Source organism: Actinoalloteichus hoggarensis, assembly GCF_002234535.1.
Lineage (GTDB): Bacteria > Actinomycetota > Actinomycetes > Mycobacteriales > Pseudonocardiaceae > Actinoalloteichus_A > Actinoalloteichus_A hoggarensis.
In genome coordinates, this window is the sequence record NZ_CP022521.1 from 2849026 (window position 1) to 2873473 (window position 24448).

Genomic DNA, 24448 nt, shown 5'->3' on the forward strand with positions numbered 1-24448 from the left:
CCTCACTCGCGGCGGGGGAGGCACGGGTTCTCGCCGGCGCCGCGACGATGGGGATCGCGATGTCTCACGGCGGCGGCGGGGCGACGCGCCCCTGTGCGGCCAGGGCGGCCGCGGTGCCGTACCCGGCCGGATCGGCCGCCGGGACGGCCGGTACCCGACCGCGCGGTCACCGAGCGCGGTCCGAGCCTCCGGTACGGCGCGGCGGGTGAGCGGGATGGCGGACGGGGCCGCCCGCACCGCCTCGAGAGCCTGCGGAGCGGGTGACGGTGGTGCCGCAGCGGGTCGCGATCGGTCGGTGGCCAGTACCGACGCCGGTTTCGGGCGGATGACCCGCCCCCGGGCCGGAAGGCGGCCGCGCCGCAACGGCGGTCCGTGTCGCCGGCAGGGTCGGCCGCCGTCGAGCGCGGCGGCCGCCCGGCGGTGGGAACCTGCCTCGATCCGCCGGATCACGGTGCCGTCCGACGTCGACCGGCTGGATCGGAGTCGACATCGACGCTCCGGGTCTGTAATCGTCGCCGCTCCCCGGATCTGCGGACCTCATCGCACCCTTCGGATCTGTGGACGTTCTCGATCCTTCGGCGTGGCGGACCTCTCCGATCTCCGGATCGGCAAGCCTCTTCGCTCCTTCGGACCGGCGCCCTCGACCGATGGCCGCGGCGGCCGAACCGAGGATCACGGATCACCGCACGGGCACTCCGCCTCGGCGAGACGCCTGCGGGTCTGTTCGGCCTCCGGGCCCTGCAGGGTCTCGTAGACCGCCAGCGCCTCCCGCAGGCGTTCCGTCGCGGCGCCCCGATCCCCGAGAGAGAGGTGAGCGGTGGCGAGCGCGTCCAGTGCCCTGCCCTCCTCGTAGCGGTTCTGGCATTCACGAGCCCAGGTCAGCGCCGCGCGGTGGTGGCGAAGCGCCTCGACGCCGTTGCCCAGCGCGGTCAGCGCCAGACCGAGGTTGTTGAGGATCTCGGCGGCCACGGTCGGTTCGGTGCCGCCGACGATGTCCAGCGCCTCGCGGTGGTGTGCGGCGGCCTCGGCGTGCCTGCCCAGGCGGGCCAGGGCGCTCCCGAGATTCGTCAGCGGCGCGGCCTGACTGTCCCGATCGCCGAGCTCCCGCTTGATCCGCAGGCCGTCGTGCAGCACCGCCAGTGCTCTGGCGGGTTCGTCGCCTCGGGCGAGGATCTTGCCCACGTTGGTGAGAACCCGTGCCTCGCCGGTGCGGTCGCCGACCTCTCGGTACGCGGCGAGCGCCTGTTCCGCGCAGCACAGGGCCTGCTCGAACTCGCCGAGCTGCTCGTGCAGCAGTGCCTTGTTGTTCAACGTGCCCGCCAGCATCGCGTTGGCGTCGTGTTCGCGGCACAACGCGGCGGCCCGCTGGTGCCAGTCGAGGGCCTCGGTGGTGTTGCCGAGTCGGAAGGCCGTATTGGCCAGGCTGTTCATCGTTCGCCACTCGTGTACCCAGTTCCCGGTGTGGCGGTGCAGGTGCAGCGCGCGGCTCGCCAGCTCGGACGCCTCCTGGAACCGACCCGCGTTCCAGGTGCCGATCGCGAGGTGCGTCAGCGTCACGGCCACGCCCGTCGTGTCGCCCGCCTGCTCCGCGGCCCGCAACGCGGTGCGGTGCGTCGAGAGCCAGTAGGTGATGTGCCTGCGGTAGAGCAGATAGCGCCACAGCGCGTTGGCCAGTCGCCAGGCGGCCTGGCCGCGGCCCTGCCCGGCGGCGTGCTCCACGAGCATGACGAGGTTGACCTGCTGTGCGTCCAGCCAGTCGAGGCCCTCCGCCCGGTCGGCGAACTCCAGCCCGGCCGCCCCCGGAGTCCTGGGCTGCCGCTCGTGTGTCGGGATGATGTGCGCGACCGCGGCCTCGGCGCTGCCTTGGAAGTGTCGCAGCAGCCGCGTCATCATCGTGTCCTGTTCGGCGGGCGGGTCCTGCTCGGTGCCCAGCTCGGTGGCGTACTCCCGGACCACGTCGTGCAGCCGGAAGCCCCGATGCTCGCCGGGTTCGACCAGGTGCGCGTCCGCCAGCGCCATCAGGTGCCGTCGTGCCTGGCCGTGGTCGACGTCGAGCAGCGCGGCGGCGCTGTGCGCGTCGATCTGCGCCAGGCCGCTCAGGCCGATCCGGCGGAACAGCCGCTGCTGGGCCTCGGGCAGCAGGACGTAGGACTGGTGGAACGCGGTGCGGACCGAGGCGTGCGGATCATCGTCGAACTGGAGATCGGCGAGCCTGCGCCCCTCGATCAGTCCGCGTGCCAGCTCCCCGAGCCCTCGGTCCTCCGACATCCGTGCCATGGCGATCCGCAGCGCGAGCGGCAGGTACGAGCACAACGCGGCCAGCGCCCGGGCCGCCGCGGGCTCACGCCGCACGACATGGGTGCCTGCGACCCGGCCGATCAGCTCGACCGACTCCTCCGGGGAGAGGACGTCCAGGGTCACCGAATGCGCGCCGGTCGTGGCGATGAAGCCGCCGAGCCTGCGCCTGCTGGTCGCGATCAGCCTGCACTGGTTGTCGCCGGGGATCAGCGGGTACAGCTGCTCGGCGTGCTGCACGTTGTCCACGGCGATGAGCAGGCGGCGACCGGCCAGGGTGCTGCGATAGAGCGCCGCGGCCGCCGACTCGTCGTCGGGTATCCGCTCGGCGGGGACCTCCAGGGAACGGAGCAGCCGCTCGAGTGCCTCCTGCGCGGACACCGGATGCCCGCCCCCGTGGCCGCGCATGTCGAGGTAGAGCTGGCCGTCGGGGAAGCCGTCGGCGGCCTGCTGGGCGCAGCGCAGGACCAGTCCGGTCTTGCCGACGCCCGCCATGCCGTCGACGATGATCACGGGACTGAGGCTCGGGTCGTCGTCTTGGAGCAGGCTGAGGATGCGCCGCTGCTCGGTCCGTCGACCGGTGAACTGTGCGGTTCCCGCCGGGAGCTGGGCCGGCCCCGACCTGGCCTGCTTCGATTCGGCGGAACCTCCGTCGGCCGTCAACAACTGCTGGTGCAGCCGTCGCAGGCCGGTGCCGGGGTCGGTCCCGAGTTCGCGGGACAGCGACTCCCGGGCCCGCGCGAAGACGGCGAGCGCCTCGTTGGGGCGTTCCTCGGCCCATCGGACGCGCATCAGGAGTTCATAGAGCGGTTCCCGCAGCGGATGCTCCGCGAGCAGGCCGCCCAGTTCGCGCGCCAGTCCCTCCATCTCGCCTGCCTCGAGGTCCGCCGCGATCCGAGCCTCGAGTGCGGTGAGCCGTTCCTCTTGGAGACGTAGCCGGTTTCGCAGGACGAAGTCGCTCTCGCCCGCACCCGCGAGCGGGTCGCCCCGCCATAGCCGGACCGCCGTGTGCAGCAGCGCCCGGCGACGTGGTCCGTGTTCGTTCTTCGCTCGGTCGAGCAGGGCACGGAACACGAACAGATCGACCGTCTCCTCCGGTGTGGTGAGTCGGTATCCCTCGGGGCGGGTCGCCAGGACGGCCGTCGTCCGACCGCTCAGTGCCCGGCGGAGGTTCGAGACGTAGACCTGGATCGCCTTGCGTGCCGACGCGGGGGGATGCTCGCCCCATACGGCGTCGATGAGCTGTTCGACGGTGCGCGTGCGTCCGGGCTCCAACAGGAGTGTGGCCAGCACGCAGCGTTGCTTCGGCGGCCCGAGCGGTATGTCCGCCATCCGAACGTCCACGGCACCCAGGAGCCGGAACATCGGCTCGCCGTCTTCAGTCTTCACGTCGTTCGCACCCATCGAAGGTCCCCTCGTCGTGAATAGACCCCGTCACCGACGGCTCGGTTCCCTCCGGGTGCGGGTCATGACGTGATCCGGATCGTTCATCCGCGGCGGTGGCGGGAGGGCGGCGTCGTCACCCGTACCCCGGGGCGAGCGAGGAAGACGAGATGACCATGAAACGAGTGTAGAACGTGCTGGTCGGCGCGATGCGGCCGGCAAACGGCCGCTGAGATGGACTCCGGGTGACGGGGCGACTCCGGGGCGCACATCCGCGCCGGGCCCGGCGGGTTCGGCCGTCGCTCCGCTGTGGGCAGGCGGGCGTCGGCGACGCACTCGAGCGGGGCGCACACCGCCGTCGACGTTCCGGCGCGCCGAGGCGGACCGTCGTTGTGCGTCCGGGGCGTCACCTGCGGCCGCGGCGCCGATCGTCCGGGACCCCTCTCCATCGACCTCCGGCCCGGCGACCACCTCGCGGTCATCGGGTCCAGCGGCATCGACGGTCGACCTGGCCGGTCCGGTGGTCGGGGGTCCGCGGCCCTCCCCGGGGACGGTCACACGCGGAGCGGAGCCCCTCGCGGCGCTGTCTCGGGCCGACCGAGGCGAGCGGATCGTCCCCATCCCGCAGGAGACCCCCCGTCCGCGGGCACCGTTCGGGAGAATCCGGCGCCGACGGCCGACGAGTACGTCCTCCTCGCCGCCGGGACCGAGGTCGGCGCGGCCCAGCCTGTCCACGGGCCGGAGGCCTCGACGCAGCGCTGGGCCACGGCGACGGGACGTCTCCGCGGGCCAGGCGCACCTCATCGCGTTGAGCCGGGCTCATGCCGCCGCGCCGATCGTCGTGCTCGACGAGGTCACCGCACACCGGGATCCGCGGGCCGAGACCGCCCTCGCGGCGCGAAGCGGCATCCTCGTGATCATCGCGCACCGGCTCAGCTCGGCCGTCCGTGCCGTCGAGCGCCGTTCATGGACGGCGCCCGAGTCCGCCTTGGCGCTCATCGGGACCTGCTCGACTCCTCCGCGCCCTACGCCGACCGGGTGCGAGCGTGGTCGGTTCCCGACGGCACGGCGTGACCGGACGGTCGTCGGATCGACCGGTGCGGCGAGTCGACGAGACCCGCCCCGCCCGAGCGGCGGTCATCCCAGCGCCCACAGGGTGACCCACGCCAGCGTGGTGACCGCGATCGTCGAGCCGAGTCCGAGCAGCAGGGCACGCGGGCCGGTCCGCAGCAACGCCGCGACCCGCACCGTCGTGCCGAGACCGAACAACGCCGCCGCGAGCAGGACGGTGGTCAGCGTCGCGGCGTGATCCAGGACCACGTCGGGCAGCAGACCGCTGCTGCGCACGGCCACCGCGACGAGGAAGCCCGACACGAACAGCGGAATCATCGGCGGTCGTGTCCCCCGCGCATCCCGCGTCAACCGGTGCCGTCGCTCGGCGAGACCGATCGCCGCGATCATCGGTGCCAGCAGGACCACCCGGCTCAGCTTCACCACCACGGCCTCGGTGACGGCGCCCTCGCCGACGGGCGACGCGGCGGCCACCACCTGGGCCACCTCGTGCACGCTGAGCCCGATCCACCGGCCCAGCTGCCCCTCGTCGAGTCCGATCGCCCCGCCCAGCAGCGGCAGCGCCGCCACCGACAGGCTGCCGTAAAGGGTGACCAGGGCGATCGCGGTCACGACGTCGCGTTCCTCGCGTCGGATCACGCTCTCGACGGCCGCGACCGCCGACGCGCCGCACACCGCGAATCCCGTGCCCACGCACAGCGACAGGCCGCGGGAGAGTCCCAGCAGCCTGCCGAGCCGAATCGTGATCAGGAAGGTCCCGGCCACGGTGAGCAGCACGGCGAGCAGCACGCCGGGGCCGACGCCGAGCAGCTGCGGAACCGACAGCCCGAGCCCGAGCAGCACCACACCGGTGCGCAGGAGTCTGCGGGTCGCCCAGGAGACGCCGACCGAGGCCGTGGCGGGCAGGACCGGCAGGTTGCCCGCCAGCACACCGAGGATCAGCGCGGCCGTCACCAGCCCGAGGGAGGGGAGCAGGGCGTGCAGCGAGGCCGCGAGCCCGACGGCGAGGGCCACGACGACGAGGCCGGGAACCAGGCGGAGGCCGGCGACCGGACGGGTGCGGACGGCGCGAAGCTCCCCGGGCCGGGCGCCCGGCGAATCCGGGTGCCGGGGCGGGTCGGCGTCCTCGGCGGCGGCGGTCGAACCGCCGCCCGCCGGGGCGGGGGTGCCGTCGTGACCGAGCCGGCCTGGCACGGCGTGGTCCGATCGGGACTCGTGGGCATGAGGAGCGAGGCCGGGGGAGCGTCCTTCGGCGTCGGCCGAGCGGTCTCCGTCGGTCGGGGCGCGTGCCGACCCGACACCGGCGCGAGCGCCGTGGGCCGTCGACTCCGTGGTGCGGCGGGCGGTCTCGGCGGCCGTCGTCTTGGTCTCGTCACGGGCTCCCGCCCGTGCGTGGGGCGCTGCCGCGGGGTCGCCGGTTGTCACGATGTCCCAGCATCCGGGAGAGCTCCGCAGGTCCGGTAGCCCCCGAAATCGACTGGGGACATAGCCTGAGGGCATGACCGATGTCCCGGATCTCCGCTCCCTGCGGCTGCTCGTGGCGGTCGGCGAGCACGGCAGTCTCGGCCGAGCCGCGGCGCAGCTGCGCGTCAGCCAGCCGTCCGCCAGCAAGCGGCTCGCCCTGATGGAGCGGCAGCTCGGGCTGGCGTTGGTGGACCGCACCCGACGCGGTTCGACGCTCACTCCCGGCGGCACGGTGGTCGTCGACTGGGCGCGCCGGGTGCTCGACGAGTTCGACGGGTTGATCACCGGGGCGCGGGCGCTGCGAGCCACGCATCGGGCGACGCTGCGAGTCGCGGCGAGCATGACCGTCGCAGAGCACCTGGCGCCCGGCTGGTTCGGCGAGCTGCGGACGGCGGCCCCGGATCTCTACGCGGGCCTGCGGGTCACGAACTCGGAGACGGTGGCGGAGCTGGTGCGCTCCGGCGGGGTCGACCTCGGCTTCGTCGAGTCGCCGTCGGCTCCGACGGGCCTGACCGCGCGCCGGGTGGGCGCCGATCGGCTGGCCGTGGTGGTCGCGCCGGGGCATCCGTGGGCCCGGCGACGTACACCGCTCGACGCCGGGGAACTGTCGGCCGCCCCGCTCGTGGTGCGGGAGGCGGGCTCCGGGACCCGGGAGACCTTGGACCGCGCCCTGGCCAGGGCGGGCGCGGGCCCGGCGACGGTGCTGCTCGAACTCGGCTCGACCACGGCGGTGCGCAGCGCGGTCGTCGCCGGGGCAGGCCCCGCCGTGCTCAGCGTCCTCGCGGTCGCGGTGGATCTGCGGGAGGGGCGGCTGGTGGAGGTCGCGGTGACCGGTGTCGAGCTGCGTCGAACCCTGCGCGCCGTGTGGCCCGCGGGCCGTCGGCTCGTCGGACCGCCGGCCGATCTGCTGGCCATCGCGCTGCGGGCCGGGGCGCGGTCCGCGGGTCGCGCCGGGCTCTCGACAGCCGACTGAGCACGGCATTCGACGGGCCGAGCCTCGTACATCGGTGCGCCGTCCGCCGTGCGCTCCAACAGGTGACGCCCGGCGTGGCGAACTGGGCACACCCCGCTCGCGCGCGGCGGACGGCATGGCGGTCGTGCACACCGTGGCGAACGTCGGCGCACCCCTGATGACGGTCACGAGGCGCGGGGCCGACGCGGCTCACCCCTCGTCCGCACGGGGCGGACCCGTACTGGCGTCCAGATCGTTCAGCGGCGAACGGCTCACTCCGCTGCCGCGGGCCACGGACCTGGGATTCCTCGATCGTGCCGGGCCTGCGGCTCATCCCGCACGCGCCGGGTGGACCCTTGACGACCTGGGCGTCAACTGGTGCGCCATGCATTCGCGACACGAACTCGGATGTGGTGCGTCCCGAGCGGAGGCCTCGGGTCGCGGGCGCGGCTCCGCGTCCCGAGAGGCGATCCGCGACGCACGTCATCGCGTCTGGCCGGATCCGCGTCGCGGCGGCGGTCGATCGCGCCTCCGCGTCGATCGCGCACGCGGGCCGTCAGCCCGCCGAGGCGGCAGGCGGGCTCCGGCGGGGACGTTCGGGCGTGCGAGCTGTGACACGTTCGGGCGGCCGCCGATGATCGAGAGCTTTAGGCTAGCCTGACCTAACTCTTGTTCTTGCTGGTGAAGGGAAACTCATGGCGCCGCACTCGTCCCCCCGGAATGTACGCCGGGTGGTCGTCGGCCTCACCGCCGCGCTCCTGTTCGTGTCGGCCTGCGGCACCGCCGACGAGGCCGCGGAACTGCCCGCCACCGGATTCGACGGGGACAGCGGTGCGGGCAGCGCCTTCCCCGTGACCATCGAGCACCAGTACGGCGAGACCGAGATCACCGAACCGCCGCAGCGCATCGTCACGCTCGGGATCACCGACCACGACCCCTTGCTGGCGCTGGGTGTGACGCCGATGGCCGTGCACCCTTGGACAGGCCTGGACGGCGTGGGCCCGTGGGCCGAGGAGGCCTTGGGCGATGCCCGGCCGACCGTCCTGCCCGCCTCCTCCACACCGGAGCCGGAGGAGGTGCTGGCGCTCATGCCCGACCTGGTCCTCGCGGTGAACTACTCGATGGACGAGGCCGCCTACGACGCACTCTCCGAACTGGTGCCGACGGTCGTCCGCTCCGCGGACCACGCCGATTACGCGATCCCGTGGCAGGAGCACACCGAGGTGATCGGCCGCGCCGTCGGCAAGCCCGACGAGGCCGCCGCGCTGATCGAGGAGACCGAGACGCTGCTGGCCGACACCGCGGCCGGCCACCCCGAGCTCGCCGATCGGACGGGCGCCGCACTGCTGCCCAACCCCGACGGCGGGTACTGGCCCTTCACCGATCTCGATGCCCGAGGGCAGTTCATGACCGCCATGGGACTGCGGCTGCCCGACGAGTTGGCCGCGCTCGACGACGGTGCCTTCTACATCGACCTCAGCGCCGAGCGGATGGACCTGTTGGAGTCCGACGTGCTAGTGATCCTCGATCAGGGCGGTGACGAGGAGGCGGCGCAGGACGACGCGGTCTTCCAGGCGTTGGACGTCGTCGAGCGGGGGGACGTCATCTGGCTGGACACCGAGTATCTGGGCCTGGCCATGGCGCACAACACGGTGCTGAGCATCCCTTACACCATCGACGAACTCCTGCCGCTGATCGTGGAGAAGGCGGCCTGACCGGGTCGTTCGGCGGGCGGCGGACGTCGACGGCACGAGGAGACGAGATGCGGAACGAAGGCGACGGCACTCGGCGCGGTGCGCGGCGGCGGCCGGGACGACGTGGGCGGCGGCCGTGACGATCCCCCGCTCCGCCGAATCGGAGCCCCGACGTGGGTCGGACTGCCCGAGGGGCGACGGTCCGGGCCCGACCGTGGCGGACTCGACGGCCGCCGCCGACCCGGCGACCACCGTCCCCGGCGGACGCCCGTCCCCGCGCCGCGCTCTCGGGCTCGGCGCGGGCCTGATCGGACTCGGGCTGGTGCTGCTGCTCGCGGTGCTCGCGGGCCTGGCCGTCGGCACCAGGCCGATCCCGCTCTCCGTGGTGTTGGAGGCGTTCTCGCACGACGGATTCTGGACCTTCGACCCGGCCGACGGTGACCACCTCGTCATTCACGAGATGCGGCTGCCCAGAACGCTCCTCGGGATACTGGCGGGTGTGGCCCTCGGCGTCGCGGGCGCGTTGATGCAGGGCGTGACCCGCAACCCGCTCGCCGATCCGGGCATCCTCGGCGTGAACGCGGGCGCCGCGTTCTTCGTGGTGACCGCGATCAGCGTCCTCGGAGTCACCAGCCTGACCGGATACGTGTGGTTCGGCTTCGCCGGTGCCGCCGCGAGCGTCCTCGTGATCTACGGCATCGCCGCGATGGGCCGCGAGGGCGCGACGCCGCTCAAGCTGGCGTTGGCGGGGGCGGCCATGAACGCCGCGCTGTCGTCGTTGACCACGGCGGTGCTGGTCACCGATGACGCCGCCTTCGACCGGTTTCGCTTCTGGCAGGTCGGCGCGCTGGCAGGCCGCGGCATGGACGTCGTGACGCAGGCGCTGATCTTCGTCTGCGCGGGTCTGCTGATCGCGCTGGTCTGCGGTCGGCTGCTCAACGCGCTCTCCCTCGGCGAGGACCTCGCGCGATCGCTGGGGCGCGACGTCGGTCGTGATCGACTGTTCGTCCTGATCGCCGTCATCGTGCTCTGCGGGACGGCCACCGCCGCGGCGGGTCCGATCGGCTTCGTCGGTCTCGCGGTCCCGCACGTCGCCCGGCTCATCACCGGCCCCGACTACCGGTGGATACTCGCCTACTCGGCGCTGCTCGCCCCGATCCTGCTGCTGACCGCCGACGTCCTGGGGCGCGTCGTCGCCCACCCCGGAGAACTCCAGGTCGGGCTCGTCACGGCCGTGCTGGGGGCGCCGCTGTTCATCGCGTTGATCCGCCGACGTCGACTGGTGGAGCTGTGATGCCGACGAACGGAGCGGGCGGCGTCCTCGACCGGGCAGGCGCGAACCGGGAACCGGTAGGACCGCCTACGATCGGACCCGTCCTCGGCGGGCCCTCGCGACGGGACTGGGGCGGCGACGGGCCCGATACGGGCCGGTCGCCTCGGCCGGCGGCGGTGAACGAGGACGCACGCCGCACCGTGGCCCGGGCGCGGCGCGGGCAGGGCCTGCGGAACACGGCGGTGACCCTGGGCCTGGCCGTGGCGGTGCCCGTCGTCCTCGTCGTGTCGCTGTCCCTCGGGGACTTCCCCATCCCGGCCTCCGAGGTGCTGGCCTGGTTCGTCGGCGGCGCGCAGCCCACGACCGATTTCATCGTCGGCGGTCTGCGTCTGCCCCGAGCCCTCACCGGACTGCTGGTCGGCATCGCGTTCGGCCTCTCGGGCGCGCTCTTCCAGAGCCTGCTGCGCAATCCGCTGGCCAGCCCCGACATCATCGGCATCACCTCCGGGGCGTCGGCCTCCGCCGTGATCTCCATGGCGGTCTTCGGCGCGAGCGGCGCGGCGGTGTCCGGTGCCGCGGTCCTCGGCGCCCTGATCACCGCGCTGGCGATCTACCTGTTGGCCTGGCGACACGGCGTGTCGGGCCAGCGGCTCGTGCTGGTGGGGATCGGAGTCGCGGCGACCCTGAGCGCGGTCGTCTCCTATGTGCTGACTCGATCCCACGTCGAGACCGCGGCGCAGGCCCTCGTCTGGCTTACCGGCAGCCTCCAGGCCAGGACCTGGGCCCATGCCACGCCGCTGCTGTGGTGCCTGGCGGTGCTGCTGCCGCTGGTGCTGGTGTTCTCCCGCCCGCTGCGTGCTCTGCAGCTGGGCGACGACTCGGCGGCAGGGCTCGGTGTCCGCGTGGAGCGGTCGCGGCTGGCTCTGATCATGATCGGCGTCGCCCTGGCGGCCGTGGCGACCGCCGCCGCCGGGCCGGTGGCCTTCGTCGCGCTCGTCTCCGCGCCGATCGCCAGGCGGATGACCTCGGGCGCGGGCCTGGCGCTGCTGCCTTCGGCCCTGATCGGCGGGCTCCTCGTCGTGACGGCCGACCTGATCGCGCTGCACCTGATCACCGGCGTCGACTTCCCGGTGGGCGTGATCACCGGACTGGTGGGCGCGCCGTATCTACTGTGGCTGCTGGCCGTGTCCAACCGAGGAGGGCGTGGCGCATGACGGCGGGGGAGTCGGGGCCGGGTGCGGGCCGACCTCGGAGATCGCGGACCGACGGAATCGAGCCGCGGCGGAACGAGCCGCGACGCGCGGCGTGGCATGGACGCCGCACAGGCGATGAGGAGCGACGGATGACCGACCGACACACGCTGAGCGCGGAGGATCTGCGCCTGTCCTACGGCAGCCGTGAGGTCGTCAAGGACCTGAGCGTGCAGATCCGACCGGGGAAGGTCACCGTGATCGTCGGGGCCAACGCCTGCGGGAAGTCGACGCTGCTCCGCGGGCTGGCCCGGCTGCTGGCCCCCGCCGCGGGCACCATCTATCTCGACGGCAGGGACATCAATTCGCAGTCGACCAAGGCGGTGGCGGCCGTCCTGGGGCTGCTCCCGCAGTCGCCGACCGCTCCGGAGGGCATCCGGGTCGCCGACCTCGTGGGCCGAGGCCGCTACCCGCACCAGGGGTGGTTCCGGCAGTGGAGCTCGGGGGACGACGACGCGGTGGCCGAGGCGTTACAGGCCACCGGCACCCTGGAGTTGGCCGCGCGGTCGATCGACGAGCTCTCCGGCGGCCAGCGTCAGCGCGTCTGGATCGCCATGGCACTGGCGCAGGGCACCGATCTGCTGCTTCTCGACGAACCCACCACCTTCCTCGACGTCAGCCACCAGATCGAGGTGCTGGATCTGTTGACGGACCTGAACCGGCGTAAGGGCAGCACCGTGGTGCTGGTGCTCCACGACCTGAATCTCGCCTGCCGGTATGCCGATCACCTGATCGCCATGAGACAGGGCTCCATCGTCGCGGAGGGAGCGCCTGCCGAGGTCGTGACCGAGGAGCTGGTGTCGGAGGTGTTCGGCATGGCCTCCCGGGTGGTGCCCTGTCCCGTCTCGGCCACGCCGATGGTCGTTCCCATCGGCAGGCACCACTCGGTCGGCATCGAGACCGCCGTCCACTCCCTGTCGAGCTGACGTATGACTCCGGGGGGACTGCTCCGCCGTGCGGTGGGCAGGCATCGCCGTCGGGTCGCCGTCGGCATCGCGGGACTCAGCACTCATCAGGCGGCCGAGACCATGGTTCCGGTGGCGATCGGCCTGGTCATCGACAGGGCCGTGGTGACCGGGGACGGCAGCCTGCTCAGCTGGTCCGTGCTGGCACTCGCCGGACTGTTCCTGACCTTGGCACTGGCCTGGCGGATCGGTGCACGCTCGTTGTTCGGCGCGATGCAGCAGGAGACGCACCTGCTGCGGGTCGAGATCGCGGGCCGTGCGATGGACCCGCGCGGCGCGGAGACCGACGCGCAGACCGGGGAGCTGCTCTCGGTGGCCACCGGCGACGCGGAGCGGTCCGCCGCGGTTCTCGACGTCGTGGCCCTGGTGGTGGCCGGCTCGGTGGCGATGATCGTCTCCGCGGTCGTGCTGCTGCGCATCGACGTGCCGCTCGGGCTCGGCGTGCTGATCGGCGTCCCGATCCTGGTGCTGCTGCTGCAGTTCGCCGCGCCGCTGCTCACCCGGCGCAGCGGCGCTCAACAGGCGGCGGTCGGCAGGCTCTCGGGGCTGGCGACGGACCTGATCCGGGGCCTGCACGCGCTGCGTGGTCTCGGTGCGGGCCACAACGCGGGGGAGCGGTACCGCCGGAGCAGCGCCGACGCGCTGCGCAGCACGCTACGGGCCGCCACTCCGATCGGCGTGTACCGGGGCTCGACGACGGCGGCGAGCGGTCTGCTGCTCGCGGCCGTGGCGGGCTTCGCGGGCTGGTTCGCCGTGGAGGGGCGCATCGGCATCGGGGAGCTGATCACCGTGGTGGGGCTCGCCCAGTTCATCGCCGAGCCCGTACAGCTCTTCGGCTTCTGCGGTCAGGCCTTCGCCGTGGCGAAGGCCTCGGCCGCCCGGCTGGTGGCGGTGATCGACACTCCGAACCGAGTGGAACCGGGCGACGCGGTGATCAGCGAGGCTCCCGTCCTGGCCCTGTCGGGGGTCGAGCACGGCTCCCTGCGCGGTCTGGACCTGCGGGTCGCCCCCGGCGAGTTCGTCGGCGTGGTCACCGAGGACGCGCGGGACGCCGAGGCGCTGCTGGAGCTGCTGTCCGGCCGGGTCGCCCGCGCCGCCGACGGCACCGCGAGCCACCGGGACACGGCGGTCTCCGGCGAACCGGGCGCGGGGCCTCCGGCGCTCGCCGCGGGCTCGGTCCTGCTGGGCGGAGTCCCGCTGGGAGAGTTGCGGCTGGCCGAGCTGCGCGCAACGCTCGTGGTGGAGCATCATCACGTCGATCTCTTCGAGGGCACGCTGCGTTCCGCCGTGCTCACCGGTCGCCCGTCGGCCCGCGCCGAGCAGGTGGCGGCGGCGCTGCGTGCCTCGGCGGCCGACGAGGTGGTGGCCGCGCACCCCGACGGCCTCGATCACGTCGTCGCCGACCGCGGCGCCACCCTCTCGGGCGGCCAGCGTCAGCGCATCGGGCTCACCCGCGCGCTCGTCGCCGACCCGCCGGTCCTCGTGCTGCACGATCCGACCACGGCCGTCGACGCCGTCACGGAGGAGTCGATCGCGGCAGGGCTGGCCGGGCTCCGGCACGGCGTCGACATGACGAACCCTCGTACCACGATCGTCCTGACCAGCAGCCCGGTGCTGCTGGCCCACACCGACCGGGTCGTGGTGATCGCGGACGGGCGGGTGCGGTCCGAGGGAACCCACGCCGGGCTGGCGGCGATTGATGAGCGTTACCGGAGCGGAGTCCTGCGATGACGCATTCGCCGACCGATCGAGCCGGGCGAGACCACTCAGCCGATCAGGCGGGGGAGTCCGGCCTGCCTGGCCCGCCTCGAAGCGCCGAAACCGCGATCGCCGGCGCCTCGCCCGCCCACGAGACGGTGTCGCCGTGGTCGGCACCGGATTCCGCCGCGGCGGTGGCGGCCGCGGACCAGGCGGAGGTGCGGCCCGCCGAGTCGACGGCGGTGACGGCGGGCGGAACCGACGCGTCCCTGGGCTCGGGACACGATGACGGCGGCGCACGGTCGCCGGATGTCCGACGCGCCGCCTCGGCCGGGGGAGCGCCCGCCGTCTCGCGGGATGACTCCGTCGCCGACGCGGCGGCCCGTGACCTCCGTACCCCCGGCGCGGTTCGCGACGAACACGGCGGCCCGGAGCCGGACCCGACCCGAGGAACGGGTCCCCGCCGCCCCGGCCGACGTGCCCACCGGCCCGGCGGTTCGAGGCGGTCACGCGACTCCCGTTCCCGGCGGCGCCGCCGGGGCGAGGACACGACGGGACGGGTTCCCGGCTCGGCCCTCCCGATCGCCTCCGCACGTCGTACCTGGCGGGTGATGTGCGCCGAGTTGCGGAACACCCCCGGTACGACGGCCGCGGCGTTGATCACCTGCGTGCTCGCCAATCTCTGCGGCCTCGTCGCTCCCTGGGCGCTGGGCAGACTGGTCGACGCGGTGACCCGCGGTGCGACCGGCGCCGACGTGTTCGAGGTGGTCCTGCTGATCGGCTGCGCCGCCCTGGCAGGCGGCGTCTTCACCGCCCTGGCCGGTGCGCTGATGGTGCGGGCGGGGGAGACGATGCTGGCCAGACTGCGGGAGCGCGTGGTCGACCGAGCCCTCCATCTCCCGTCCGGCGTGCTGGAGCGGGCAGGCTCCGGCGATCTGCTCTCCCGCGTCGGCGACGACGTGGCGGTGGTCGGACGGGTGGTGGCAGGCGAGGCCGCCGTACTGGTCTCCTCGGTGCTGGCCCTGCTGCTGACCGTGGGCGGGCTGGTGGCGTTGGACTGGCGGCTGGGTCTGGCGGGCCTGCTCGCCATGCCGATCTACCTCCGTGCACTCTTCTGGTATCTGCCCAGGTCGGGGCCGGGATACGCGGCGGAGCGGGTGGCGATCGCCGAGCGGGCCGAGGTCATGATGAGCTCGCTGCACGGACGGGCCACCGTCGACTCCTATCGGCTGAACGCCCAGCGCGTCGAGATGATCAACGAGCGCTCTTCGGCCGCCAAGACGATCTCGATCCGGGTCTTCCGGCTGCTCACCCGCTTCGGCTCTCGGGTGAACGCGGGCGAGTTCGTCGGGCTGACCGCGATCATCGTCGTCGGGTTCCTGCTCGTCCGCGCCGATGCGGCCACGGTCGGCGCCACCACGGCGGCCGCCCTGTACTTCCATCGACTGTTCAATCCGCTGAGCGCCGTGATGCTGGGCTTCGACAAGATCCAGTCGGCCGGTGCGAGTCTGGCCCGGCTCGTCGGCGTCGCCGACATCCCGGCCGCCGACGAGCCCGCCGACCCGCCGAAGCCCGCCGACACCGGCTTGGAGATCCGCGCCGTCTCCCATCGCTACGCGACGCCGACGGCGCAGGAGACAGCAGGCGGGCAGGCCGCGACTGAACGTTCGGACGCCGCCGGGGCCGCCGGGCCGACGGTCCTCGACGACGTCACACTGCGCATCCGGCCGGGCGAACGGGTGGCCCTGGTCGGAGCCAGTGGAGCCGGGAAGACGACGCTGGCGGGGATCGCGGCGGGCGTCCTGGCCCCTACGGCGGGGTCGGTGCTGCTCGGCGGTGTGCCGATCGGCGAGCTGGGGCTGCGTGAGCTGCGCAGGCATGTCGCGTTGATCAGTCAGGACGTCCATGTCTTCTCGGGCCCGTTGATCGACGACGTCCGGCTGACGGCGCCGGACGCGGCGGAGTCTCGGGTCGTGGCCGCGTTGGATCGAGTCGGGGCCCTCGACTGGGTCACCGCCCTGCCGGAGGGCGTGCACACGGTGGTGGGGGAGAACGCCCGCCGACTCACGGCGCCGCAGTCCCAGCAGCTGGCCCTGGCCAGGCTGGTGCTCGCCGATCCGCCGGTGGCGATCCTCGACGAGGCCAGCGCGGAGGCGGGCAGCGCGGGGGCTCGCGAGCTGGAACGCGCCGCCGCCAGGGCCACCGAGGGCCGGACGACGCTGGTGGTGGCCCATCGCCTGCCCCAGGCCGTCACGGCGGATCGAGTGGTCGTGCTGGAGCACGGCCGGATCGTCGAGGTCGGGACGCATGACGAACTCGCCGCCTCGGGCGGCCGCTATGCGCGGCTCTGGGCGGCCTGGCAGGGCCGGTGACGACGGGGACGCCGTGACTCGGGACGCCCGGCAGCTCGACGGCGACCGTCGTGGTCAGTCGGCGGGTGCGTCGGCGCCCGCCGACGGGGCCGCCCCTCGACGCGCCGCGACAACCTGGGGACCGTCCACAGCGCGTCGACCACGAAGATCAGCGACCAGAGGCGGCCCATACCGTAGACGAGCTGCGCCACACCCGTGTGCGCCCCCGCCCTCGCGGATCAGGGCCGGAGATCTCGCCTGTGACGAGGTCGAAGGCCCACGACAGGCCGAGCGGGATCGGGACGGCCTGGGCGGCGACGAAGATCAGGGCGCGTGGCCACCGAGGTCGATCAGATGGGCCTGGCGGTCTCGGGCTTCCTCGCCCCGGCCTCCGTGGCGTCGGCGTGGCGCCGTCGACGTCCGCCGATCACCTGCGGCGACCGACGCCTCGTCGAGTTCGGCAGGCAGGGCATCGAACTGCCGGCCCGATCCGGGGCGGTCGCCCGGAGCACGACCTGGCGGCATGCCCGTGACTTCCTCGCCCTGATCGAGGGACTGTCCGTTCAGACGGCGATGCGGCCGGACACCCTCGCTCCGGACGACATCCGGGCGACACTGCGTCACCGGCTCGACTCTCTGGCACTGCCTTCGCCCTGACCTGCTCGCGGCCGGGTCGCATGAGCGAGCGCACCGCCGGTCACGGCGCCTGCGCGGCGCCCGCGACGGCGGACGGGGACACCGGCTCCGGGCGGATCGCGGGCCTGCGCAGAACCGGCAGCGAGCAGATCCCGGCGCAGACGGCCAGGGCCGCCGCGGCCACGAGGAATCCGCCGCGTGAGCCGAAGTGCTCGACCACCGTCCCGCCCGCCATGTTGCCGACGGCGCCGCCGACCCCGGTGGCGCTGGCCAGCCAGGCGAAGGCCTCCGTGGCCCGCGTCGCCGAGGCCCGGCGGGTCAGTCCGTCGTAGAGCATCGTCAGGGCAGGGGCGACCATGGTGCCGAACAGCAGCAGCAGGACCGCCAGCACCGCGGTGTTCGGCGCTGTCGAGAGCAGGACGGCCCCGAGGGCGACTCCGCCGGGAAAGAGCGCGAGCGCCGCACGGCCCTTGGCTCGTGCCCCGAACACCAGTCCGCCGACCCCGGAGCCCGCTGCCACGCAGGCGAGCATCACGGCCGAGGCCGTCGGCGCGTCGGGGCCGCCGGCCCCTGCGACGGCGGCCAGGTTCACCATCACCAGCCCCGCCAACAGAGCACTCGCCGCGCCCATCATCATGATGAATCCGGGCCCCGCGAGCCTGCCCTTCGGCGGCCTGGGCGTGGATTCGGCTGCCGATCCTTCCGCGCCACTCCGGCGGCGGGGGACTCGCTGCGGCCTGCCCGCCTCGGCGGCACGCTGTCCGCAGTACAGGAGCGTCCCGATCAGCGTGAGCACCCCCGAGCCGATCAGCGCCGCCTGGGGCCCGGCGAGGGCGACGAGCATCGTGGTGACCATCGGCCCGACGACCAGGACGATCTCCTGCAGGGTCGAGTCGAGCGAGAAGGCGGTCAGCCGCTGCTCCGGAGAGGTCAGGGCCGCGACGGCGGCCCGCAGCGCCGCCATCACCGGCGGCGTCGTCGCGCCGCCCACCGTGGCGACCGCCGTCAGCAGGAGCGGCTCCGGGGGCAGCAGGGCGAGTGCGACCAGGCTGCCCGTGTAGGTCACCGAGCAGACGAGCAGCACGAGCCGTCGCCCGACGCGATCGGCGAGGCGGGCCACGGCGGGGCCCGTCACCACCGAGCCGATCACCGAGGCGCCGGTGACGAGGCCGGCGACGTCGTAACCATGGTCCTGGGTGACGAGCAGCAGCATCGCGAGGCTGGTCATGCCGGTGAACGCGCGGGCGAGGATCGAGGAGCCGAGTAGTGTCCCGACGCCAGGGGCGGAGAGCAGGTCGCGGTAACGCGAGATCGACACGATGCCTCACCGTAGCCGAGAGGAAAACGCTTTCCAAGCGATGCCCGGCGCCGAATCGCGGCGAGTCGCCGGATCGAGGCGGCCCGTCCCGACATGCGACGAGCCCCGCGCCGAGGCCCGCCGCTCCTGCGACGGCGTCGATATCCTGTCGTCGGGTTCCACGACCGGGAGTCCGGCGCGTCGCAGGAACTCCCGAGGCCTCGGCGTCGATGTCGAGCGAGGCGGCGGCCGGGACGAGCACCTGCGACCACTCCGGCTGTGAGCGCCGCGGTGGATGGGGGCGGTCCGGGCGGACCGTCGGGATACTGCGACCGCACCGGGCACACCCGGTGCGGTGTCGGCGTAGTGGGCGGGGTCGTAGACCGGTGACACGGTGCCCGCAACGGTGGGAGCGCGGGGCAGGACCGACGTCGAGTGTCGGACGGGTCGACCCGAGGTGAGTCGCGGGCGTGTCGATCGCGGACCGGTGACAGTGGATGCTCGATCAGTCGACGGCCCGGCGGAACAGGACGGCGCCGAGCCGGCGGGGCCGATGAGGATGGCAACGTGCCGACCGGCGGGTGGCCGCGCCGGACGGCGCGGCGGTACCGGCGGCCCGCGGGTCGATGAGGTGGCGACATCGCATCGCAGGCAGGCCCGCCGCGTCGGCGGGTTGGCACCGAGCCCGCGCGGTCGTCGGGGATCACCACGACCCGTTCCGGCCGCTCGGCGGTCGACGACATGGGTGGCACCAGGCCTGTGGAGGCGGTGCGGATCGCGACACAGGCCGGGTGCCGACGGACTCCCCGGACGGCATCGACCCTGCGGGTCGGCGTGGATCGCGACGCACCACCGGAGAAGCCCCAGGCGAAGCCATGGCGGGGCCGACCCCGCTCGGCGGGGTCGGACCACCGTCGGCCCATGTTGTCGGGGGTCCGCCACACAGGGGTGGCAGTCGTCGCCGAGGGGACGATCGCGACGGCCGTCGGCCTCGGTGGCGCCTGGGCGGTGCCCGGGTCCGTCGAACCGCGAAGGGCGCCCGGGTGGTCCACCCGCGGGCGCGGGCGGTGCCCTGCCGACCGCCACACGGCACTCGCTCAGCGGGAGTGTCTGGCGATCCACTCGTCGACGCGGGTGTTGAACCAGGCGGGATGCGCCAGCGGCAGCCCGTGTCCGGTTCCCGGGTGCACCTCCCACTCGCTGCCCGGCAGATCCGCGTGCAGTCGGGGCATCGCCCGCAACAGCGCGCGCGGCTCCTTGGAACCCGCGAGCAGGAGAGCCTGACCCGGGTAGTCACGCCAGGAGTCCGGCGTCCGGAACACCGCGTTCGCACGGGTGAGCGCGACCAGGCTCTCCTTCGACAGCGCCGCCGAGGTGCGGAGGTAGTCGTCCAGCAGTTCGTCCGGGACGAAGAGGGACTTCGCCTGGAGCTTCGCGAAGCCGGGGCGCCGGGCGAGCGGGGCCGTGACACCGACGATCCAGTCGACGACACCGGGCAGGGGAGCGCCCTGTGTGAGCGCGCTGACCACCACGACACGGTCGACGAGGTCGGGATGGGCGGCGGCAAGCGCGATCGTGATCTGGGCGCCGAGGGAGAACCCGATCACGGTGACGTCGGTGCCGTCGGGCAGGGCACGCACTTCCTCGGCGAGGGCGGCGACGACGTCCGCGCTGGTCGTGAACTCCTCGTCGCTGCTCTTGTCATGGCCGGGCAGGTCGGGGACGAGGATGCGATAGCGCTGCTCGAAGTGCGTGATCTGCGAGCTCCACATCCACCCGGCCATCCCGCCGCCATGGATGAACAGCAGGACCGGAGCATCGAGGGGGCCCGTCGTCCTGACGTGCATGTCATGCTTCCTTTCGTCTGCCTGCCGCCGCGTCTTCGCTCACCGGTGGCTCCGGTCGTGACCCGTGTCGTTGCCCGATGCCGCCGCGTCGGAGTCCGGGACCGGTCATCGCGGACTGGGCGAACACGGGCGCGTCGACTCGGTCGAGGGCCGCCGACGCCCGCCGGCGCGAGTTCGACGACGGAGCCCCGTCCGCCTTCTGCCGGTGGGTGTTCGTGCGGCGTGGTGAGCAGCGGTGTCTGTCGCGGTAGATCTGATCACGAATCGTGCCTTCGGCGGCGGGAAAACCGGAAGTCCGCGCGGACGACGCCCGCCTCGACTCTGCTCCCGGCGACGCCCCGTCGCGCGCGGGTGCGCGGCGGCCTGCTCAGCGTTCGTCCTCGCCCAGCGCGCGCAGGATCGAGGCCTGCTCGACGTCGACCCCGTCGGCTCGCATCGCGGCGGCCTCCTGGGGAGTGAAACCACCGCCCGCCCAGGCCGCCACCTCGTCGATCGGGACACCGGACCGCCACCAGTCGGTCATCATCGAGGCGCCGTCCTCGCCGGCACGCAGTCGCCGCGCGCCCTCGGACGGAGTGAGCCCGAGTGTCGCGAAGATCGAGGCGTCCGTCGGCGGAACGGCTCGGCGAGCCCAGGGGAGCGCCGTCTCGCCGGACCATCCCGCGTCGACGAACCCGCGAGCCGCCGCGGCCGTGATGCCCGCCCGTAGCAGCTCGCGCATCGCCGCCGACCTCCGGCGTCGGAGGTCGACGTCCGCGGCCTCGTCCACCCGCGGGGATGCGCCCGGTCCGGAAGCGCCCACGTCGCCGGGCCCGTCGACGAATCGCACCGGTCGAGAAGGGAAGACGCGGTTCCACCACCTTCGCGGATGCGGGCTCTCCCCGGCCAGGTGCCGTTCGGCGGCATCCTGGGCCGCATAGCCGAGTTCCCGCCAGCGCACGGCATCCCTCGGCGTCATCCCCGCCCGCAGCGCGCCGTCCACGGTGTAGGGGGTCAGCCCGGCCGACCGCCACTCCCGCGCCGACTCCGGAGTGTAGATCCCGGACCGTCGCCACCGTGCGGCGTCGGACGCGGTGAAACCGCCGGAGATCCAGCGGCGTGCCTCGCCGATGGTGCAGCCGGACTCCAGCCACTCGTGCAGCGCCTCCGGGCGGAGATCCTCCACGTCGCCCGTGCCCCAGGTGGCGGCCGGGTCCGCCGGGCCTTCGCCGGTCGACCCGCTCCCGTCCGATCGACGCGCCGACGCGGAGTCGGCCCTCCCCGCGCCCGCACGCCCCGGGTTCGGGTCGCCGTCGGACTCGCGCGGGTCCTCCGGTTGCTCGGGGAACGCGATGGTCATGTCTGCTCCTCGGGTATGCGTACGGTGTGTGCCCAGTCGGGAGCGGCGCCGTCCTCGCCGATCAGACAGACGAGCAGCGGAACGGCGGGCCGTCGATCGGGCCACGGGGTCTCGCCGTCGGTGAGCACGATGATCAGGTCCGGCCGTGGGCGAAGCGTGGTCGCCTCGGCGATCCCGGCCCGCATGTCCGTTCCGCCGCCGCCGAGCAGCACCACGTCCTCGGCACGGGTGATCACCTGGACGGGATGCGGGACGGCATCGCAGCAGAGCACCCGCAGCCTGCGCCCGCTTCCGCCGATGCCGTGCAGGATCGCGTCGACCTCGCCGATCAGTCGCCGGAGCCGGTCGGAGGTGACGCTGCCCGAGGTGTCGACCACCACGACGACGCCGGGCACCGGCCGTACCGTCGCCGCCGGCACGATCTCCGGGCAGGCGGCTGCCCGTCGGGACGGGCGTCGACGGCTGAAGTCGACGCGCCCGCCGGTCAGCTCGTGGCCGCGCCGAATCAGGGCGGCCAGACGTGCTCGCCAGTTCACCTTCGGTGCCAGTCGCGCCTCGGCCCATCGTCGCCAGCCGAGCGGCACCGCGCTTCCGACGGAGACTCGATCCTGTATCCCGGCGGCCAGTGATCGCTCCAGCAGCTCGCGTTCCAGCTCGTCGGGGCCGCCGCCGGATTCGGGCAGCTCGCGATCACGTGGCACGCCGTCGGCCGCGCTGCCGCAGTCGACGAGCTCCGCGGCCTCGCGACCGCCTCGACCGACCGCGTCGGCGAGCACATCGAGCAGCGGCAGATACTCCTCCGCCGTCAGGTGCGGGGGAAGTCCGAGCTCGGCGGGCGAGATCACTCCGTCCGGGGCAGGAAGCCCGTCGGCGGCGAGATCGTCGTTGATCTCCGCGTCGGCGGCCTGATTCCACCGCCGTGCCTCGGTGTCGCCTGCCGCGGCCGGATCGGCACGGACCGGTGATCGAGCGGCATGCGCCCGTACCAGGTGTCCGATGTGGTGCAGCAGCCACCAGCCGATCTCGGGCACCGGCGTGGCCAGCGCCGTGCCGGTCTCCAGGTACACCCGCCAGCGCGTGTCCACGGGGAACGCACGGAACTCCGGATCGGGAACGGGACTGCTCGTCGACTCGTCGAGCAGCGGCGGCAGCACGACCGGGTGCAGGGCGAAGACGGCGCCTGCCAGGTACGGCGCGTGATGCGCCGCCCAGAGCCGGGCGGAGGAGAATCGGGCGAGCACCTGGTCGGCGGCCGCCGTATCCGCCGAGGCCTCACCACTCATCGCAACAGCCCGGCCGCGCGCAGGACGGGTGCCAGCCCTCGCATCGTCGCGGGGAGGGCAGCCCCTGCCGGCCGCGCCTGGGCCAGCTTCCGCGCCGCACCGGCCGCGACGTCCGGTGCTCCCCGCGCCGCATTGGCCACCACCGCCCAGGCCGCCTCCCAGGCGGACGGCCCGCCATCGGCCGTCACATGGGCGACGACGGCGCCGAGCACCGCGTAGAGCCGATCCGCGCGGTCCGGCAGTGGGGTGTCCGGAGCCGCCAGAAGTGCCTCCGGGTCGGGGAGATCGAGGTTGCGCAGCCAGGAGATCAACTCGAAGCCTGCGGCCTCTCCGACGGCACCGAGGACGAGTTCCGCACGCACCTCCTCGGCGGCGTCCCCCGCCGTGCAGGCGGCGAGGATCGTCGCCGCCGCATCCCAGGTCCTCGGGCTCGGCCAGGCCCGCCCGGCCCTGGCCGGATCGTCGGGCACGGCGAGCACGAGTTCGGGACGGACGCGCAGGAATGCGCCGATCAGGGAGCGGGCCGCGGCGATCCCGGCGGCGCCCGGCGAGACGAGGCGATCCGCGGCGGGCACGGGGAAGCCTGCCATGAAGCCTTCGGCGATGTCGGCGGCCTCGACTCGCCAGTCCAGATGAACGAGCCGGTTCGCCAGCGGAGCGGACAGCTCCCACCCGTCGGCGGCGGACTCCGGCGGGTTGGCGGCGGCGACGATCCGTACACCGGCGGGCAGTTCCAGGTCGCCGACGGTGCGTTCCAACACGACGCGCAGCATCGCGGCCTGCACCGACGGCGGCGCCGTGGTCAGTTCGTCGAGGAACAGCAGGCCGGCGCCCGCCTCGGCGAGCCGTTGTGCCCACCGGGGCGGCGCGAACCAGGTGCGGCCGTCCCGGATCACCGGCAGGCCCGAGAAGTCGCTCGGTTCGCGGATCGAGCCGACGACGACCTCGACCGGCAGGTCCAGGGCGGCGCCCAGACTGAGTACGGCGGACGTCTTCCCCGTGCCGGGAGCGCCCCAGAGCAGGACCGGAAGGTCGGCGGTCACCGCGACGCCGACGGCGGCCCGTACGACGGACGTAGAACTCATCTCCCTGGTCACTCTCCTGATCGGGCTGGACGACGAGACGGCGTGGAGTCGGCGCCGGGGCGGCAGGCGAGGGCCTCCGCCGCACCTCGGCGGTGAGACGGGAGGGACCGACGGTGTGGTTCGTGCTTCGCGAGAGGTGACCGTCGGCGACCGGCCGTCGCGGGGACGACGGCTCGCACGCCTGGCCGTCGGTCCCTCGAGGCCGAGCCGACATCGGGTTCGGCGTCGGTCCGGAGTGGCCCCCTCGCCGGCAGGAAGGGGAGAACCTGAGTTCCGCGACCGGGCCGTAGGCCGACGGCCCGGAAGGCGGCGACCGTGCGCCGGGTCCGCCCGGCGATCCGCGCGGCCTGGGCCGCGGACGGTGCCCACGTCGGTGGCGAGACCGTCGCGAGGTCACCCGGTTCGACCGTGTCGGTCCGGTGTTGCTCGGGGTCGTTCCTCATGTCTGTCACCCTAAGTTGACGAGCAGCTCCGTGTCAACTTTGGTTGACGAAGTGGGGATCGGGTTCGTGCTCCGGCGGGGGACCTGATCGTTTCCCCCGGGGTGCCTTCTCGGGTCCCCCCG

15 protein-coding genes are annotated in these 24448 nt (G+C 73.5%); 8 read left to right on the forward strand and 7 right to left on the reverse strand.

From position 1 onward, the window contains the following. Positions 1-672: 672 nt before the first annotated feature. Both AHOG_RS12550 and AHOG_RS12560 read right to left on the reverse strand, forming a co-directional pair. The gene (locus tag AHOG_RS12550) at positions 673-3684 is read right to left on the reverse strand and encodes an AfsR/SARP family transcriptional regulator (RefSeq protein ID WP_169725849.1); all 3012 of its coding nucleotides are present in this window, start codon (positions 3682-3684) and stop codon (positions 673-675) included. Between the two features lie 1131 nt (positions 3685-4815). Continuing rightward, positions 4816-5784: a putative sulfate exporter family transporter gene (locus tag AHOG_RS12560; RefSeq protein ID WP_260403805.1), complete on the reverse strand. Its 969-nt coding sequence runs from the start codon at positions 5782-5784 to the stop codon at positions 4816-4818. Positions 5785-6247: 463 nt separating this feature from the next. Between AHOG_RS12560 and AHOG_RS12565 the strand changes: the two genes are divergently transcribed. From AHOG_RS12565 to AHOG_RS12600, 8 genes are all read left to right on the forward strand, one after another. After that, a complete protein-coding gene (locus AHOG_RS12565; RefSeq protein WP_093941524.1) occupies positions 6248-7186 on the forward strand; it encodes a LysR family transcriptional regulator in 939 nt (312 codons plus the stop codon). A 710-nt stretch (positions 7187-7896) separates the two neighbouring features. Beyond that, complete coding sequence (locus AHOG_RS12570) at positions 7897-8880, forward strand: iron-siderophore ABC transporter substrate-binding protein (protein WP_157736790.1); 984 nt, start codon at positions 7897-7899, stop codon at positions 8878-8880. 193 nt (positions 8881-9073) lie between these two features. Further along, the gene (locus AHOG_RS12575) at positions 9074-10153 is read left to right on the forward strand and encodes a FecCD family ABC transporter permease (RefSeq protein WP_211290584.1); all 1080 of its coding nucleotides are present in this window, start codon (positions 9074-9076) and stop codon (positions 10151-10153) included. Between the two features lie 155 nt (positions 10154-10308). Next, positions 10309-11346: a FecCD family ABC transporter permease gene (locus AHOG_RS12580; RefSeq protein WP_245856716.1), complete on the forward strand. Its 1038-nt coding sequence runs from the start codon at positions 10309-10311 to the stop codon at positions 11344-11346. A 128-nt stretch (positions 11347-11474) separates the two neighbouring features. Beyond that, positions 11475-12308 carry an ABC transporter ATP-binding protein gene (locus AHOG_RS12585; protein ID WP_093941527.1) on the forward strand — a complete coding sequence of 278 codons (834 nt, stop codon included), beginning with the start codon at positions 11475-11477 and terminating at the stop codon, positions 12306-12308. 3 nt (positions 12309-12311) lie between these two features. Then, on the forward strand, positions 12312-14078 hold the full coding sequence (locus tag AHOG_RS12590; protein WP_093941528.1) for an ABC transporter ATP-binding protein: 1767 nt from the start codon (positions 12312-12314) through the stop codon (positions 14076-14078). 590 nt (positions 14079-14668) lie between these two features. Then, a complete protein-coding gene (locus AHOG_RS12595) occupies positions 14669-16417 on the forward strand; it encodes an ABC transporter ATP-binding protein (RefSeq protein ID WP_245856717.1) in 1749 nt (582 codons plus the stop codon). A 312-nt stretch (positions 16418-16729) separates the two neighbouring features. After that, positions 16730-17053, forward strand: a complete 324-nt coding sequence (locus tag AHOG_RS12600) for a TetR family transcriptional regulator C-terminal domain-containing protein (protein ID WP_093941529.1) — start codon at positions 16730-16732, stop codon at positions 17051-17053. A 40-nt stretch (positions 17054-17093) separates the two neighbouring features. On the opposite strand, the gene AHOG_RS12605 is transcribed toward AHOG_RS12600, so the two are convergent. The 5 genes from AHOG_RS12605 to AHOG_RS12630 form a co-directional block, all read right to left on the reverse strand. After that, on the reverse strand, positions 17094-18350 hold the full coding sequence (locus AHOG_RS12605; RefSeq protein WP_093941530.1) for an MFS transporter: 1257 nt from the start codon (positions 18348-18350) through the stop codon (positions 17094-17096). A gap of 1076 nt (positions 18351-19426) precedes the next feature. Further along, positions 19427-20176: an alpha/beta fold hydrolase gene (locus AHOG_RS12615; RefSeq protein ID WP_093941532.1), complete on the reverse strand. Its 750-nt coding sequence runs from the start codon at positions 20174-20176 to the stop codon at positions 19427-19429. Between the two features lie 367 nt (positions 20177-20543). After that, positions 20544-21515 (reverse strand): hypothetical protein, encoded by a 972-nt coding sequence (locus tag AHOG_RS12620; protein WP_093941533.1) that lies wholly within the window; start codon positions 21513-21515, stop codon positions 20544-20546. Then, entirely contained in the window at positions 21512-22798 is a 1287-nt protein-coding gene (locus AHOG_RS12625) for a vWA domain-containing protein (RefSeq protein WP_093941534.1), read from the reverse strand. Before AHOG_RS12625 ends, AHOG_RS12620 begins: the two co-directional genes overlap by 4 nt. Next, positions 22795-23883 carry an AAA family ATPase gene (locus tag AHOG_RS12630; RefSeq protein WP_093941535.1) on the reverse strand — a complete coding sequence of 363 codons (1089 nt, stop codon included), beginning with the start codon at positions 23881-23883 and terminating at the stop codon, positions 22795-22797. The genes AHOG_RS12625 and AHOG_RS12630 overlap by 4 nt, the downstream gene beginning before the upstream one ends. Between the last annotated feature and the right edge of the window lie 565 nt (positions 23884-24448).